Origin of the sequence: Streptomyces sp. SM10 (assembly GCF_002910915.1) — a bacterium.
In the GTDB taxonomy this organism is placed as follows: domain Bacteria; phylum Actinomycetota; class Actinomycetes; order Streptomycetales; family Streptomycetaceae; genus Streptomyces.
This window is the reverse complement of sequence record NZ_NEUF01000039.1, coordinates 1-14,352: the sequence shown is the minus strand read 5'-3', so window position 1 is coordinate 14,352 and position 14,352 is coordinate 1. Positions and strand designations below refer to the sequence as shown.

Annotated in this window: 12 protein-coding genes; 3 read left to right on the top strand and 9 right to left on the bottom strand. The window is 70.3% G+C overall.

The window, feature by feature from the left end:
* Positions 1-11: 11 nt before the first annotated feature.
* Both B9S57_RS03690 and B9S57_RS03685 read right to left on the bottom strand, forming a co-directional pair.
* Complete coding sequence (locus tag B9S57_RS03690; protein ID WP_103514095.1) at positions 12-215, bottom strand: DUF397 domain-containing protein; 204 nt, start codon at positions 213-215, stop codon at positions 12-14.
* On the bottom strand, positions 212-994 hold the full coding sequence (locus tag B9S57_RS03685; protein ID WP_103514154.1) for a helix-turn-helix transcriptional regulator: 783 nt from the start codon (positions 992-994) through the stop codon (positions 212-214). The genes B9S57_RS03690 and B9S57_RS03685 overlap by 4 nt, the downstream gene beginning before the upstream one ends.
* Before the next feature lie 260 nt (positions 995-1,254).
* Between B9S57_RS03685 and B9S57_RS03680 the strand changes: the two genes are divergently transcribed.
* Both B9S57_RS03680 and B9S57_RS03675 read left to right on the top strand, forming a co-directional pair.
* Positions 1,255-1,680 carry an ATP-binding protein gene (locus tag B9S57_RS03680; protein ID WP_103514153.1) on the top strand — a complete coding sequence of 142 codons (426 nt, stop codon included), beginning with the start codon at positions 1,255-1,257 and terminating at the stop codon, positions 1,678-1,680.
* Between the two features lie 304 nt (positions 1,681-1,984).
* Complete coding sequence (locus tag B9S57_RS03675) at positions 1,985-2,944, top strand: DNA-binding protein (protein ID WP_103514094.1); 960 nt, start codon at positions 1,985-1,987, stop codon at positions 2,942-2,944.
* Between the two features lie 23 nt (positions 2,945-2,967).
* On the opposite strand, the gene B9S57_RS03670 is transcribed toward B9S57_RS03675, so the two are convergent.
* The 6 genes from B9S57_RS03670 to B9S57_RS03645 form a co-directional block, all read right to left on the bottom strand.
* Complete coding sequence (locus tag B9S57_RS03670) at positions 2,968-4,170, bottom strand: hypothetical protein (RefSeq protein ID WP_103514152.1); 1,203 nt, start codon at positions 4,168-4,170, stop codon at positions 2,968-2,970.
* A 325-nt stretch (positions 4,171-4,495) separates the two neighbouring features.
* Positions 4,496-5,689, bottom strand: a complete 1,194-nt coding sequence (gene tuf, locus B9S57_RS03665) for an elongation factor Tu (RefSeq protein ID WP_103514093.1) — start codon at positions 5,687-5,689, stop codon at positions 4,496-4,498.
* Between the two features lie 148 nt (positions 5,690-5,837).
* Complete coding sequence (fusA, locus tag B9S57_RS03660) at positions 5,838-7,967, bottom strand: elongation factor G (RefSeq protein WP_103514092.1); 2,130 nt, start codon at positions 7,965-7,967, stop codon at positions 5,838-5,840.
* 38 nt (positions 7,968-8,005) lie between these two features.
* Positions 8,006-8,476: a 30S ribosomal protein S7 gene (gene rpsG, locus B9S57_RS03655; RefSeq protein ID WP_014154599.1), complete on the bottom strand. Its 471-nt coding sequence runs from the start codon at positions 8,474-8,476 to the stop codon at positions 8,006-8,008.
* 2 nt (positions 8,477-8,478) lie between these two features.
* Positions 8,479-8,850, bottom strand: coding sequence for a 30S ribosomal protein S12 (gene rpsL / locus B9S57_RS03650; RefSeq protein WP_003948652.1), 372 nt, complete (start codon positions 8,848-8,850; stop codon positions 8,479-8,481).
* Between the two features lie 352 nt (positions 8,851-9,202).
* Positions 9,203-11,998, bottom strand: a complete 2,796-nt coding sequence (locus B9S57_RS03645; protein WP_103514091.1) for a BTAD domain-containing putative transcriptional regulator — start codon at positions 11,996-11,998, stop codon at positions 9,203-9,205.
* Positions 11,999-12,244: 246 nt separating this feature from the next.
* Between B9S57_RS03645 and B9S57_RS03640 the strand changes: the two genes are divergently transcribed.
* Positions 12,245-13,033 (top strand): AfsR/SARP family transcriptional regulator, encoded by a 789-nt coding sequence (locus B9S57_RS03640; RefSeq protein ID WP_103514090.1) that lies wholly within the window; start codon positions 12,245-12,247, stop codon positions 13,031-13,033.
* A 58-nt stretch (positions 13,034-13,091) separates the two neighbouring features.
* Here B9S57_RS03640 and B9S57_RS03635 read toward each other — a convergent pair.
* The coding region (locus B9S57_RS03635; protein ID WP_103514089.1) for an MFS transporter at positions 13,092-14,352 on the bottom strand (1,261 nt) is incomplete at its 5' end.

Sequence of the window (14,352 nt, the reverse complement as noted above, 5' to 3'; positions counted from 1 at the left end):
GGCGGAAGGTTTCAGCTTCCCGTCGCGTACGCCACGAAGTCGGCCCACGCCTCGGCGGTGAACCCGAGCTGCGGGCCCGGTACGTCCTTGGAGTCACGGACGTGGACCGCGCGGGGCGTGGCGGCGACCTCTACGCAGTCGTTGTTGTTACTGCCGCTGTAGCTGCTCTTGGACCAGCGCAACTCGGCAGAGTTCTCTGAGGACTGGAAACTCATGTCTCACCCAGTGCTTTCTCGACGAATGCCAGCGACTCCCGTGGGCTGAGAGCCTGCGACCGGATGATTCCATACCGAAGTTCGAGCAGGTGGACCTCTTTCGGGGCGGAGACCAGGCGCGTAGTGAGCTGGGCCTCGGAGAAACCGACTGCTGTCCCCTCTCTGAGCTTCAGCACCTGCACCTCACCGCCCATCCCTGCGTGGTCCTCCCGGTCGGTCGGCATCACCTGGAACTCGACATGTCTCAACTGGGCCACTTCCAGAAGGTGTTCCAGCTGACGGCGCAGTACCGCCCGACCGCCGAGTGGACGTCTCAGTGTGACCTCCTCCTGGATGAAGGTGAGGGTCACGAGCGGCGACCTGGTGAAGATCTCCTGCCGGGCCATACGGGCCGAGACGAACCGGTCGAGGTCGTCCGGGGACAGTGCGGGCCGCCTCATCTCGAAGAGCGCCCGCGCATACTCCTCGGTCTGAAGCAACCCGTGCATGTTGTGGTTGCCGTACGCGCCGAGCTCGACAGCCTCTCGCTCCAGCCGCGCCAGGTCCCGCACCTTCTTCGGATAGCGGGCCTCCGCCACGTCGCCCCGCATGGCGGCCAGCTTCCCGCCCGCCTCCAGGACCCGGTCCGCGCTGTCCAGGAACTCGGGTTTCGGAGCACGTCTGCCGCGCTCGACGCAGGAGACCATCTCCTCGCTGTACCCGATGGCGGCACCCAGCTCCGCCTGGCGCAGGCCCGCCGCTTCCCGCCAGAGTTTGATCTGGCGACCCACCGCCTTCATCACCGCGCCGGAGTCGTCCTCGAGACCGCTGTCCCAGGACGAGCCGTCCGCGCCGTCCGCCAGATGCCCCGGCCGCCCCGCACCAACGCCCTCCACACCCGTCCCCCTCGCCTCGGCCCTACCTGATGTGCGCAACGTGCCCCGCCGGCACCGCGTCACGGCGTACGGCCCGGACCGAGCCGGGCCACAGCCGGACAAGGACGGCTCGTACGGCTGTCACCTCTTCCGAGAGTAGCCACCGAATGGCCACGCTGAGTGACATGAGTCGAGAATTCACCCGAACCGAACGTTCCGCTCCTGCCCGGGAGTTCACCGTGCTGCTCTCCCCCACCCGGCGGAGCGCCCGCCTCGCCCGCCTTCTGGCCATCGCCCATCTCGGTGTCTGGGGGCTGCCCTCGGAGCGGGCCGCGCAGATCGTCGCCGAGTTGGCCGCCAACGCGGTGTTGCACGGCCGCGTACCAGGCCGGGACTTCCGGCTGCGCCTGGCGGCCCACCACGACGGGGTGCTGCGCATCGAGGTCTCCGACACCCGTGACGATCAGATGCCGTGCACGGCCGCCCCCGTGTCCGACGCCGCGCACGGGCGCGGGCTGCTGATCGTCGAGGCGCTCGCCGACCGGTGGGGCGTGGACCGGGGCCCCGCGCCACGCAAGACCGTCTGGGCCGAAGTCGCGCACACTCCGTGACCGGATGCCGTCTCCACCGGATCGTGGAAGCCCGCGACCCGGTGAGCCGCGTCCCGGGCCGCCGCGTCCCGGTCGGCCACGACGCATAAGGCTTTTGAGGACTCGGGAAAGGACCCTCCCCACCCCAACCCGACCCCACCCCCCACCTGGTCACTCACACGGGTGACTTCGGGCAACTGGGCTGGATGTGGGATGGGTTGACTGGCATATGCTCGCCGCGACAACCACAGACATGCGACGGCCCCCGGCCGGGACGGGAATCCCGATCGAGGGCCTGACCACCGAGGAAGTAAGAGGCTTCCCGATGGATACCCAGCAGGTTAACGCGCCCCCGTGCGCAGATCCCCGTACGGCCCCGGAAATCAGGCCGACTTCCGGTGTGATCCACGACAACACCCGGCACACCGCCGCCTTCACCGTCGTCGGCAACCACCTCAGCCAGCACCGCGCGCTGTCGCTGCTCGCGATCGGGCTGGCCGTGCACATCCAGTCGCTGCCCGCGGGGGCGCGGATCGGCATCAAGCGGCTCGCCGAGCGCTTCCCCGAGAGCGAGGTCCGCATCGCCGCCGCGCTGCGCGAACTGGAGGCGACCGGCTACCTGCACCGCAGCCGCACGCGCCTCCCCGACGGCCGTGTCGTCACCCGCACCGTCTCGTGCAACCAGCCGGGGGCGGGTGCCCTCACCTCGGCGCCTCCCCGTCCCAGGGGCGGGCGGCGCACGGCTCCGGTGACCCGGACCCCGCTCGCACAGGAAGCCCCCGCAGCGCCGCCGCCACCTGTGCCGGCGGCCGAGAACCCTCAGGCGCCCCCGCCCGTGCGCGTACCGGCTCCCACCGCGCGCATCGCACCAGCACCGCCGCTCCCCCGCCCCGTGAAGGCCGACGCGGAGCGCGACCGGCTCGCCACGGCCCTGCTGGGCGATCTCCGGCGGCTCTCACCCCAGCTGTCGCTGACCGAGGAGAGCATCGCGGCCCTCGCCCCGGGGGTCGCCGCATGGCTGGAGCGCGAGGCCTGTCCCGACGCCATCCGGCACGCGCTGACCAGCGATCTGCCCACGCCCGTCAAGCACCCGGCCAAGCTCCTCCGTCACCGGATCAGCAGCCTTCTGCCGCCCCCGCTGCCGGGCGCGCGGGAACTCGCGCCGACCCGCCCGGGGACGATCGTCATCCCTCTCCAGAACTGCGACCGCTGCGATCGCGCCTTCCGCTCCCGCCACCCGGGTCACTGCCGGGACTGCCGGGCCGAGGCGGATCAGGCGGCCTGAGCCGTGGGCCCTGGGCGTCACCCTCAGGTGCGGGTGACCGTGCCGCACTCCTTCTGATCCGGCCACTCACTCCGGTCGTACGGGTCGATCAGCTCGTCGCCGGGGGGCGTCCCGTGGTCCTCGCCGGAGAACCACGGGTGCAGGAAGCCGTCGTAGACGTCGCACTCGGTGTTGCCCACGTTGGACTCGTACGACGTGAGCGCGAGCTTGCCCCGCGTCGCATCCCACCGCTCCGGGTCGTACACCACCGTCGTCAGCCGTCGGCGCACGATCGTCCGCGCCACGTCGTCGCCGCCGGTCTTCCTCAGGGCGTAGACGAAGCTGTAGTCGGCGTCGACCTCCACGGACCCCGGCTCGCCCGCCTTGAAGGTCATCCGGCCACGGACCTTGACCACGTCTCCCAGCACCCGGGCCTCGGCGGGGTCGAAGCGCGACAGGAGCATCGCCGGGTCGTTCTTCTCGCTCGGCTCGGACAACGACTTCTCCAGCTGCTCCCGTGCCCCGTCCGCGTGCGGATCGAGCAGTTGCAGCAGCGCGCGCGGTCGTTCCCCGCGCAGGACCGCCGGATCCAGGTTGGACTCGACGAGGAGGCGGCGCGTCTTGCTCAGGGCGTCCGCGACCTCGTCCTTGCTCATCCCCCCGGTCGCCTTGGCCGCCGGGAGCTCGATGCCCTGCGCCCCGTCCGCCCAGCGGAGCGCGGGAGAACCCCGGAAGGGCTCGTCCAGGGTCGGCCGGTCCGGCGCCTCCCGTGCCGGTGCGGCGGTGGGCGCCGCGGTCTCCGAGAGCAGCCGCGTCGTGTCGGTGTCAGGGCTGATTCCCCCGCCGGGCAGGTGGTCCGTCAGGAGGCTCGGCCGCATCGCGACCACCAGAAGGCCCAGCACCGCGATGAAGCCCAGGGTCCCGGCGAGTCGACGGCGCTTCCGCGGGCGGCCGTTCACCTCCTGCCAGGCGGGACCGGTGCGCCAGCCCTCCGGCTGCCACGGCTCCACCTTCTTGGGCTTCCTGCCCCAGCGCCGCCCGGCGCCCTGAGCCGCGGCGGCCTCCTCGTCGAGCGCGCGCAGCCTGGCGGTGACCATACGGGCACGGGCCGAGGGTTCCTTGGGCGCGTCGGAGCCGGCGCTCTCGGCCTGCCTGACCAGCTCCGCCCACTGCTCGTCGGGCACGGAGGACCCGTCCGTCGCGGACGAGGACCCGCTCTCACGGTCCGGCTGGCCCTCCGATGACATGTTCGTGCTCACTACGCTGTTCCGCTCCCCCACTGACGTCGTCCTCGCACCTTCATCCGGCACGCCGTAATCGCACAAGAGAACGAGTCATTCCGTAATGATCTTGTGACGACTCCGTGCGGACCTCGTGGGGCGTCACCCTCCGACGGGGAGCGGGGGAAGTGGGGCGTGGGGGAAGTGGGGCGTGGGGTTCCCGCACTCTTCGCGTCCGAGGCCCCCGCCGACAGGACCCCGCGCACGGCGAAGGGCCCCGCACCTCTCTCACGAGAGGCACGGGGCCCTTCTGGTGCTCTGTGCGGAGCAACCAGGTCAGACGATCAAGTGACTACTTGATGATCTTGGTGACCTGGCCGGCGCCCACGGTCCGGCCACCCTCACGGATGGCGAACTTCAGGCCCTCTTCCATGGCGACCGGCTGGATCAGCGCGACGTCCATGAGGGTGTTGTCACCCGGCATGACCATCTCGGTGCCCTCGGGAAGGGTCACAACGCCCGTCACGTCCGTGGTACGGAAGTAGAACTGCGGGCGGTAGTTGTTGAAGAACGGGGTGTGACGGCCACCCTCGTCCTTCGACAGGATGTAGGACTGCGCCTGGAACTCCGTGTGCGGCGTGACCGAACCCGGCTTGATGATGACCTGGCCGCGCTCGACGTCCTCGCGCTTGATGCCACGGAGGAGCAGACCGACGTTCTCACCGGCCTGGCCCTCGTCGAGCAGCTTGCGGAACATCTCGATGCCGGTGACCGTGGTGGTGGTCTTCTCGGTCTTGATACCGACGATGTCGACGGTCTCGTTGACCTTCAGGACACCACGCTCGATGCGGCCGGTGACGACCGTACCGCGACCGGTGATCGTGAAGACGTCCTCGATCGGCATGAGGAACGGCTTCTCGACGTCACGCTCGGGCTGCGGGATGGACTCGTCGACGGCCTTCATCAGGTCGAGAACGGTCTTGCCCCACTCGGCGTCGCCCTCGAGGGCCTTGAGCGCCGAGACCTTGACGACCGGAAGGTCGTCGCCCGGGAACTCGTACTCGGAGAGGAGCTCACGGACCTCGAGCTCGACGAGCTCCAGGATCTCCTCGTCGTCCACCATGTCGGCCTTGTTCAGGGCGACGACGATGTACGGAACGCCGACCTGGCGGGCCAGGAGCACGTGCTCCTTGGTCTGCGGCATCGGGCCGTCGGTGGCCGCGACCACGAGGATGGCGCCGTCCATCTGCGCCGCACCCGTGATCATGTTCTTGATGTAGTCCGCGTGACCCGGGCAGTCGACGTGCGCGTAGTGACGCGACTCCGTCTGGTACTCGACGTGCGCGATCGAGATCGTGATACCGCGCTGACGCTCCTCAGGAGCCTTGTCGATCTGGTCGAAGGCCGAGGCCTCGTTCAGCTCCGGGTACGCGTCGTGCAGCACCTTGGTAATGGCGGCCGTGAGGGTCGTCTTACCGTGGTCGATGTGACCGATGGTGCCGATGTTGACGTGCGGCTTAGTCCGCTCGAACTTTGCCTTCGCCACTGGGGTCCTCCTGAGTGGTTCTGTACGCCTTGCTTCATCGGCGCCAGGTGATCTTTGCTGGAATGCCGGTGCCGGGGGGCATTCGCCGCGCTGCGACGAACGCCCTACCGGGCTCCGGTGACAAGCCTAAAGCGTGAGCTCGGAAGAGTTACTCGCCCTTGGCCTTCGCGATGATCTCCTCGGCGACGTTCCGCGGAACCTCGGCGTAGGAGTCGAACTGCATCGAGTAGCTTGCGCGACCCGAGGTCTTGCTGCGGAGGTCTCCGACGTAGCCGAACATCTCCGAGAGAGGCACGAGGCCCTTCACGACGCGAGCGCCGCTGCGCTCCTCCATGGCCTGGATCTGGCCACGGCGGGAGTTGAGGTCGCCGATGACATCGCCCATGTAGTCCTCGGGCGTGGTGACCTCGACGGCCATCATCGGCTCGAGGAGCACGGGACCCGCCTTGCGGGCACCCTCCTTGAACGCCTGCGAACCGGCGATCTTGAAGGCGAGCTCCGAGGAGTCGACCTCGTGGTAACCACCGTCGAGAAGGGTGACGCGGACGCCGACCATCTCGTAGCCGGCCAGGATGCCGAACTGCATGGCTTCCTGGGCACCCGCGTCCACCGAGGGAATGTACTCACGGGGGATGCGGCCACCGGTGACCTTGTTGACGAACTCGTAGGAGGCGTCGCCACCCTCGATGGGCTCGAGGGCGATCTGCACCTTCGCGAACTGGCCGGTACCACCAGTCTGCTTCTTGTGCGTGAAGTCGATGCGCTCGACGGTCTTGCGGATCGTCTCGCGGTAAGCGACCTGCGGCTTGCCGACGTTCGCCTCGACGCGGAACTCGCGCTTCATGCGGTCGACGAGCACCTCGAGGTGGAGCTCACCCATACCACCGATGATGGTCTGGCCGGTCTCCTCGTCGGAGTGCACCTGGAAGGACGGGTCCTCCTCGGAGAGGCGCTGGATGGCGACACCCAGCTTCTCCTGGTCGCCCTTGGACTTGGGCTCGATGGCGACCTGGATGACCGGCGCCGGGAAGTCCATGGACTCCAGGATCACCGGGTTCTTGTCGTCGGACAGCGTCTCACCCGTGGTGGTCTGCTTCAGGCCCATGACGGCGACGATGTCACCGGCGCCCACCGACGCGATCTCCTCACGCTTGTTCGCGTGCATGCGGTAGATCTTGCCGATGCGCTCCTTCTTGCCCTTGACCGAGTTCAGCACCGCGGTGCCGGCCTCGAGGCGACCGGAGTAGATCCGGACGAAGGTGAGCTTGCCGAGGTGCGGGTCGCTCGCGATCTTGAACGCGAGGCCGGAGAACGGCTCGTCGTCCGAAGGCTTGCGCTTGATGACCAGCTCCGGGTCCTTGACGTCGTGGCCCTCGATGGCCTCGACGTCCAGGGGGGAAGGCAGGTAGCGGACGACCGCGTCGAGCAGGGGCTGGACGCCCTTGTTCTTGAACGCGGTGCCACAGAACACCGGGGTCACGGTGACGGAGTCGGCCGAACCCTTCGACGCGAGGGTGATCCGGCGGATCGCCTCGTGCAGCTGGTCCTCGGTGGGCTCGTTGCCCTCGAGGTACAGCTCCATCATCGCGTCGTCGTTCTCCGCGACGGCCTCAAGGAGCTTGCCGCGCCATTCCTCGGCGGCCTCCTTGTGCGTGTCGGGGATCTCGACGGTGTCGTACATCTCGCCCTTGGCGGCCTGGTCCGACCACACGAAGGCCTTCATCGACACGAGGTCGACGACGCCGGTGAAGTCGGCTTCGGCACCGATGGGGAGCTGCATGACCAGCGGAACCGCACCGAGGCGGTCGACGATCATGTCGACGCAGCGGTGGAACTCGGCGCCGGTGCGGTCGAGCTTGTTGACGAAGCAGATACGCGGCACGCCGTAGCGGTCCGCCTGACGCCAGACGGTCTCGGACTGCGGCTCGACGCCGGCCACACCGTCGAACACGGTGACGGCACCGTCGAGGACGCGGAGCGAACGCTCCACCTCGACGGTGAAGTCGACGTGACCCGGGGTGTCGATGATGTTGATGGTGTGGTCAACATCATTGAGCGGCCAGTGGCAGGTCGTCGCGGCGGACGTGATCGTGATGCCGCGCTCCTGCTCCTGCTCCATCCAGTCCATCGTGGCAGCGCCGTCGTGGACTTCACCGATCTTGTACGAGACGCCGGTGTAGAAGAGGATCCGCTCAGTGGTGGTCGTCTTGCCCGCGTCGATGTGGGCCATGATCCCGATGTTGCGGACCTTGGCCAGGTCAAGCGAAGTGGTGGCCATAAGGCTCAATCTTCTCTCGGTCTCGATGGGGAGAGCGACTACCAGCGGTAGTGCGCGAAGGCCTTGTTGGACTCGGCCATCTTGTGGGTGTCCTCGCGCTTCTTGACGGCAGCGCCAAGACCGTTGGAGGCGTCGAGCAGCTCGTTCATGAGGCGCTCGGTCATGGTCTTCTCGCGACGGGCGCGGGAGTAGCCCACGATCCAGCGCAGCGAGAGGGTGGCGGCACGACCGGGCTTGACCTCGATCGGCACCTGGTAGGTGGCGCCACCGACACGGCGGGACTTGACCTCGAGCGAGGGCTTGACGTTCTCAAGCGCGCGCTTCAGCGTGATGACCGGGTCAGCGCCGGTCTTCTCGCGGAGGCCTTCCATGGCGCCGTACACGATCCGCTCGGCGGTGGAACGCTTGCCGTCGAGCAGGATCTTGTTGATCAGCGAGGTGACAAGAGGAGAGCTGTAGACCGGGTCGATGATGACCGGGCGCTTCGGGGCGGGGCCCTTACGAGGCATTCTTACTTCTCCTTCTTGGCGCCGTAGCGGCTGCGGGCCTGCTTGCGGTTCTTGACACCCTGGGTGTCGAGCGAACCGCGGATGATCTTGTAACGAACACCCGGCAGGTCCTTCACACGGCCACCACGCACGAGCACGATGGAGTGCTCCTGCAGGTTGTGCCCCTCACCCGGGATGTAGGCCGTGACCTCGATGCCGGAGGTCAGACGCACACGCGCGACCTTACGGAGCGCCGAGTTCGGCTTCTTCGGGGTGGTCGTGAACACACGCGTGCAGACACCACGACGCTGGGGCGAACCCTCGAGCGCGGGCGTCTTGTTCTTCTCGACCTTGTCCTGCCGGCCCTTCCGGACCAGCTGCTGGATCGTAGGCACTACTTCTCCGGTTTCTGTGTGCCGTTCGTGAAACTAACCTGGAACACTCACCGACCCACGCGGTCGGGTGTGTCGAACACTGCACGCCCCTGCGGTGAAGCAGGAGGAACACAGATTGCGGTGGCCACTTACGGACTCGCCGTGCGGTTGAGGACACGCACCCGAGCCCAGGCACACCCCAGGCACAAGGCTTGAGCGTACCTACCTCACGGAGCTGGGTCAAAACAAATGCCCTCCAGCGGCACAGACCCGCGTCCCGGAGCCGCGCAGCGTCCGGCTGACCGCACCGGCCGGCGGCCGGCGTCGGCGCCCTCGCCCTGTGGGGCCTGGCTCCGCGCCGAGGGCCGCGCCCTCAGCCCGCCGCCGCCAGCCGGGCCCGCGCGTCCTCGGCCGCCGGGTCGCCCAGTTCGTCGAAGATGCATGCCGCCCGGCGCCAGACCTCGGCCGCGGCGGACGGGTCGCCCATGGCCGCACGGGTGTCGCCGAGGCGCAGCAGGGTCTCCGCCTCGTGGTAGCGGTCGGCCGAGGCCCGGAACAGGTCGACGGCACGCTCGTAGGACTCCACCGCCTCCTCGTGCCGGGCCAGCCGGTCGTAGGCGAAGCCCAGGCTGTCGAGAGTCGCGGCCTGGCCGTTGCGGTCGCCGCTGAGGCGCTGCCGGGCCAGGGCCTCGGTGCACCGGGCGACGGCCAGGGGATAGTCGCCGGCCGTGGCGTGCAGCCAGCCGATCGCGTTCAGGGTCCTCGCCTCCCCCGCCGCGTGGCCGGCCTCGCGTTGCAGCCGCAGCGCCTCGGCGCCGTGGGCCAGCGCCTCGTCCAGCCGCTTGCGCAGGTGGCATACCTCCATGTGGTTGTGCAGCGTCTGCGCACGGCCCAGCGGGTCACCGAGCCGGCCGTAGAGCTCGTGGGCCCGCCGCAGGCTCTCCTCCGCCGCGTCGAAGTCGCCGAGCCGGGTGGAGGCGCGGGCCAGCAACCGGTGGGCGGTGGCCTGACCGGCCAGGTCTCCGATCCGCTCCGCCGCGCGGAGCGCGATCCGCTGGCTCGCCAACTGGTCCCGCCACAGGCCGCGCGGAGCGGAGTACGCCGTCAGCGCCCAGGCGAGCTGCCAGGCATACGCCTCGAACCCCGTCTCCGCCGCCTGCCGGACCGCCCGCAGCAGGGCGGGGTGTTCGGCGGTGAACCAGGCGAGCGCCGCCGCGTGGTCGGCGGGCGGCCCCCCGGTCCGGGCCGGCAGTGGCGGCACGGGCGTGATCGTCAGCCACTGCGGCTGGAGGAGTTCGGCGGCCGGCAGCGCCTGGTGCAGATAGTGGTCGTACAAACGGCGCAGCGCGGCCCGCCTTTCAACGGTCCGGCCCCCCGAGCGCGCCAGTGACGCCGCGTAGGACCGCAGCAGGTCGTGGAAGGCGTACCGGTTCGGGACGTGTTCGGAGAGCAGGCTCAGGCGGGTCAACTCGCGCAGCAGCGGGGCCACGGCCGACTGCGGCTCCCCCGCGAGGGCGGCGGCGGCCCCGGTGGTCAGGTCCGGTCCCGGGTGGAGCCCCAGCAGGCGGAAGAGGCGCGCGGCGGAGGTGCTGAGGGCGAGGTAGGAGCAGGAGAAGACCCGCCGGGCGTCGCCCTCGGCCATGACGCACAGCCGCGCCCCGTCCGGGCGCAGTTCGGCCGCCAAGGTTTCGAGCGGGAAGGTGGGGTGGGCAGCGGCCCGTGCGGAGACGATCGACAGGGCCAGCGGCAGCCCGCCGGTCGCGGCGATGATGGAGGCGACCGCCTCCGGCTCGGCGTCGAGCCGTCCCGCCCCGAGCCGCCCGGCCAGCAGGCTCGCCGCGTCCTGTTCGGGGAGCACGTCCAGGGGCAGCGGCATGGCGCCCTCGGCCGCGACCAGCCCGTCGAGACGGTTACGACTGGTGATCACCACCAGGCCGGTGCCCGGCAGCAGCAGCCGCACCTGTTCCTCGTCCCGCGCGTTGTCGAGGACCACGAGCATGCGGCGGGAGGCCAGCAGGCTGCGGAACAGCCCCGCGCGGGCCTGAAGCCCTTGGGGTATCCGGGACAGCGGCACGTCGAGGGCCTCCAGGAAACCGTGCAGCGCCCCGAGCGGCGTGACCTCGTCCGCCGCGTCGTAGCCGCGGAGGTCCACGTAGAGGTGTCCGTCCGGGTACAGGCCGGCCGCCCGGCGGGCCCAGTGCAGTGCCAGGGCGGTCTTGCCGACGCCCGCCATCCCGGACACCACCGCGACGGCGATGCCCACCGCGTCCCCCCGCTGCTCGGCGCACAGGGAGTCGAGCCGGGTCAGTTCGTCGGAGCGGCCCACGAAGTGGGCCATGGAGGCGGGCAGTTGCTCGGGACGTACTCCGGCGGGGGCGGCTCCGGGCCGGGCCGCGGCCGACAAGGCCGACGGCTGCTCCTGGAGGCTGGGGCGGTGGTGCAGGATGTCGTCGTACAGCCGGGTCAGTCCGGGCAGCGGGTCGAGTCCGGTCTCCTTCACGACCGCCCGTCGCGCCTGCCGGTAGGCGTCGAGCGCGCCGGAGACGTCGCCGATGCGGTAGAGCCCCAGCATCAGGTGCCCCCAGGCGCGTTGCCGCAGAGGGTGCCGGTCGAGCAGGTCGCGCAGCCCGCAGACGGCCCCGGCCGCGGCGCCCACGCCGAGCAGCGCCTCGGCGTGGTCCTCCTCGGCGATCAGCCGCCGCTCGCCCGCCCGCGCGACGTGGGTCGCCAGCGGGGGCGAGAGGGGCAGTCCGGCCAGTGCGGCGGTGCCCCGCCAGAGTCCCAGGGCGGCGGACAGCTCGGTCTCGGCAGCCGCCGGGTCGCCCGCGGCGAGTGCGGCGCGCCCGCGTTCGGCGGCGGTGTCGAACAGGTCCAGATCGCGTTCGCCGGGCTCCAGATTCAGCAGGTAGCCGCCGGACACCGGAGGCATGCGTTCGGCGGAGCCGTCGCCGAGCGACAGCCGCAACCCGCGTGCGTAGGTGCGCAGGTTGGCCGCGGCCGAGGCCGGTGCGGCGTCGCCCCAGAGCACCGCGGTGAGGTCCTCGACGCCGACGACCTCGCCCGGACGCAACACAAGGGCTGCCAGCAGAAGGCGCTGCTTGACCGGTCCCAGAGGGACTTCCCGGTCGTCGCGCACCACCCTGAGGGGACCAAGTACGTCGAACCGCACGGACACCGTCCATTGTGACGCCGAAAGGCACGTCCATGTACCGCGATTGTGCGCAGGCTATACGGAGATCATCACACCCGTCACCTAGCATTCCCCCGTCCCGCCGACCCCGGTGGTCCCCACGTCGACGTGCCTGTTCCGATCGAACCGCACCCGCCCCGCGCGCCCCATGCCGCGGCGCCTGCTCTGCCCGGCTCACCCAACATTCGTGGATACGGTTTTCGGTGCATCTCAAGGAGATCGTGCGTGAGGTACGAAATTCTCGGCCCTGTCCGTGCCGTGGCGGGCGATGTCGTGGTCGACGTCGGCCCCGCCAAAATGCGGTTGCTGCTCACGGCGCTGCTCGTCGAGGCGGGGCGGACCGTGAGCGCTCCGCAGCTCGTCGCGGAACTGTGGGGTGACCGCCCGCCCCGTCGCGCGGCGGCCGCCCTGCACGTGTACATCTCCCAGTCGAGGAAACTGCTGGCTGCGCTCCCGGCGTCCGGGGCGCCCGACGGCGGTTGCGGAATGCCGCTGGTTACCAGGTCTCCCGGGTACGCCTTCCAGCTCGCCGGGGCCCGGCTGGACGCGCACGAGTTCCAGACCCTGATGGCGGAGGGCAGGGCCAGCAGCCGGGCCGGGCACCACGAGAGGGCGTCGCGTGCGTTCCGACGCGCGGCGGACCTGTGGCGGGGGCCGTGGGTGGGCGATCTGGCCGAGGGCCCCCTCATCAGCACGTTCGCCACCTGGGCCGACGAGGCCCGGCTGGAGTGCGCGGAGATGCTGATGGAGGCGCATCTGGCGTGCGGACGCCACCGCGAGATCATCGCGCCTCTGCGCACACTCGTCGCGCAGCATCCACTGCGCGAGGCGTTCCACCGGCTGCTCATGCTCGCGCTGTACCGGTCGGAGCGGCAGGGCGACGCGCTCATGGCGTACCAGGACGCGCGAATATCCCTGAAGAGCGCCCTGGGCGTCGAGCCGGGGCGGTCGCTGAGACAGGTGCAGCAGCAGATCATCTGCGCGGACCGCTGTCTGGACCTGTCGGCGACCTGAACGGTACGCGGGCGCGGGTCCGGCGCGCGATTGCCCGCGCACCGGACCCGTCGGGACGTCAGGCGGCCGGCGTGTCGGCTCCGGCGGCGTCCGCGGCGGCGGCCTCCACGCCCCGCCGGGCGCGGGCGACGGAGGGTCCGATCACGGCGACGCCGACCAGGAAGATCAGGCCCACCGCGAGCCACCCGACCATGTCGTGCCCGACCACCAGGAGCGAGACGGCGGCCGGTCCGATCGTCGCCTGGATCACCATGTGGAGGTGGAAGGCTCCCAGGTACTCGCCCCGCGCGTGCTCGGGGGCGAGCCCGAAGCCCAGGCCGAACCCGCTGGCGGACTGCCAGAGTTCGGCGAGCGTGAGCAGCAGCACGGCGCAGAGCACGACGGCGCCGGTCGCCACGTTCCCGAGGCCGCCGCCGCCGACGGCGAGGGCGACGCAGGCGAGGGCGCTGACGAGCCCGGCCCGGCGGGCGGCGGTGACGGCGCCGTCCAGGGTGTCCGAGCCGCGGGAGGCGGCCACCTGGAAGAGCACCACCAGCACCGTGTTCACCCCCATGATCAGCGGGACGATGCCGTGCGGGAGGCTGGTGCCGCGCACGATCCACAGCGGGATGCCGACCAGCAGCACCGCGCTGTGCAGGGCCAGCAGGCTGGAGGCGCCGACGACGGCCAGGAACGGCCGGTCGCGCAGGGCGCGGAACCGGCCGCGGCCTCCGCCGGCCGGCTTGGCGAGGGTCGCGGGCAGCGTCAGCACCAGGGCTGCGGCCAGCAGGAAGGTGAGCCCGTTGCCCAGCGGCAGCGCCTGGAGCGCGGCGCCGCCGAGGCCGATCAGGAGCGCGGAGGCCAGGGTGCCGATGGTGAAGCCCACGTTGAACAGGGAGCGCAGGGCGGCCCGCGCGGTCACCCGGTCCTTCTCCGGGATCAGGTCCATCACCAGCGCGCCGAACGCCGGGCCGCAGCCGAACTCGAGTGCGCCGATGAGGATCACCAGCGGGAAGAACAGGACCGCCGAGTCCACCAGCGGATACAGGGTGTACGCCCCGGCGAGCAGGAACAGCAGGATCGACAGCAGCCGCCGAGCGCCCGTGCGGTCGGTCATCCGGCCGAGCAGGACGCTCGACAGGAAGCCGCTGAATCCGGCCAGGGAGAGCCCGAGGCCGACGGTGGCGACGGGCAGGCCCGCGACGAGGACGAAGTAGACCGCGGAGCCCGACAGGAACAGGCCGTTGCCCATGCTGTCGAGGAAGTGCAGGATGCCCAGCGTCCTGGCGGGGCCGGTGAGCGTGGAGAAGTTGTCCCGGACGAATTTCTTCAGCATGCGG

Coding starts and splice junctions, on each gene's coding strand:
- B9S57_RS03685 (WP_103514154.1), bottom strand. CDS start 994: ATGAAGGCGGTGGGTCGCCAGATCAAACTCTGGCGGGAAGCGGCGGGC.
- fusA (WP_103514092.1), bottom strand. CDS start 7,967: ATGGCCACCACTTCGCTTGACCTGGCCAAGGTCCGCAACATCGGGATC.
- B9S57_RS03680 (WP_103514153.1), top strand. CDS start 1,255: ATGAGTCGAGAATTCACCCGAACCGAACGTTCCGCTCCTGCCCGGGAG.
- B9S57_RS03670 (WP_103514152.1), bottom strand. CDS start 4,170: ATGTCATCGGAGGGCCAGCCGGACCGTGAGAGCGGGTCCTCGTCCGCG.
- B9S57_RS03675 (WP_103514094.1), top strand. CDS start 1,985: ATGGATACCCAGCAGGTTAACGCGCCCCCGTGCGCAGATCCCCGTACG.
- B9S57_RS03690 (WP_103514095.1), bottom strand. CDS start 215: ATGAGTTTCCAGTCCTCAGAGAACTCTGCCGAGTTGCGCTGGTCCAAG.
- rpsG (WP_014154599.1), bottom strand. CDS start 8,476: ATGCCTCGTAAGGGCCCCGCCCCGAAGCGCCCGGTCATCATCGACCCG.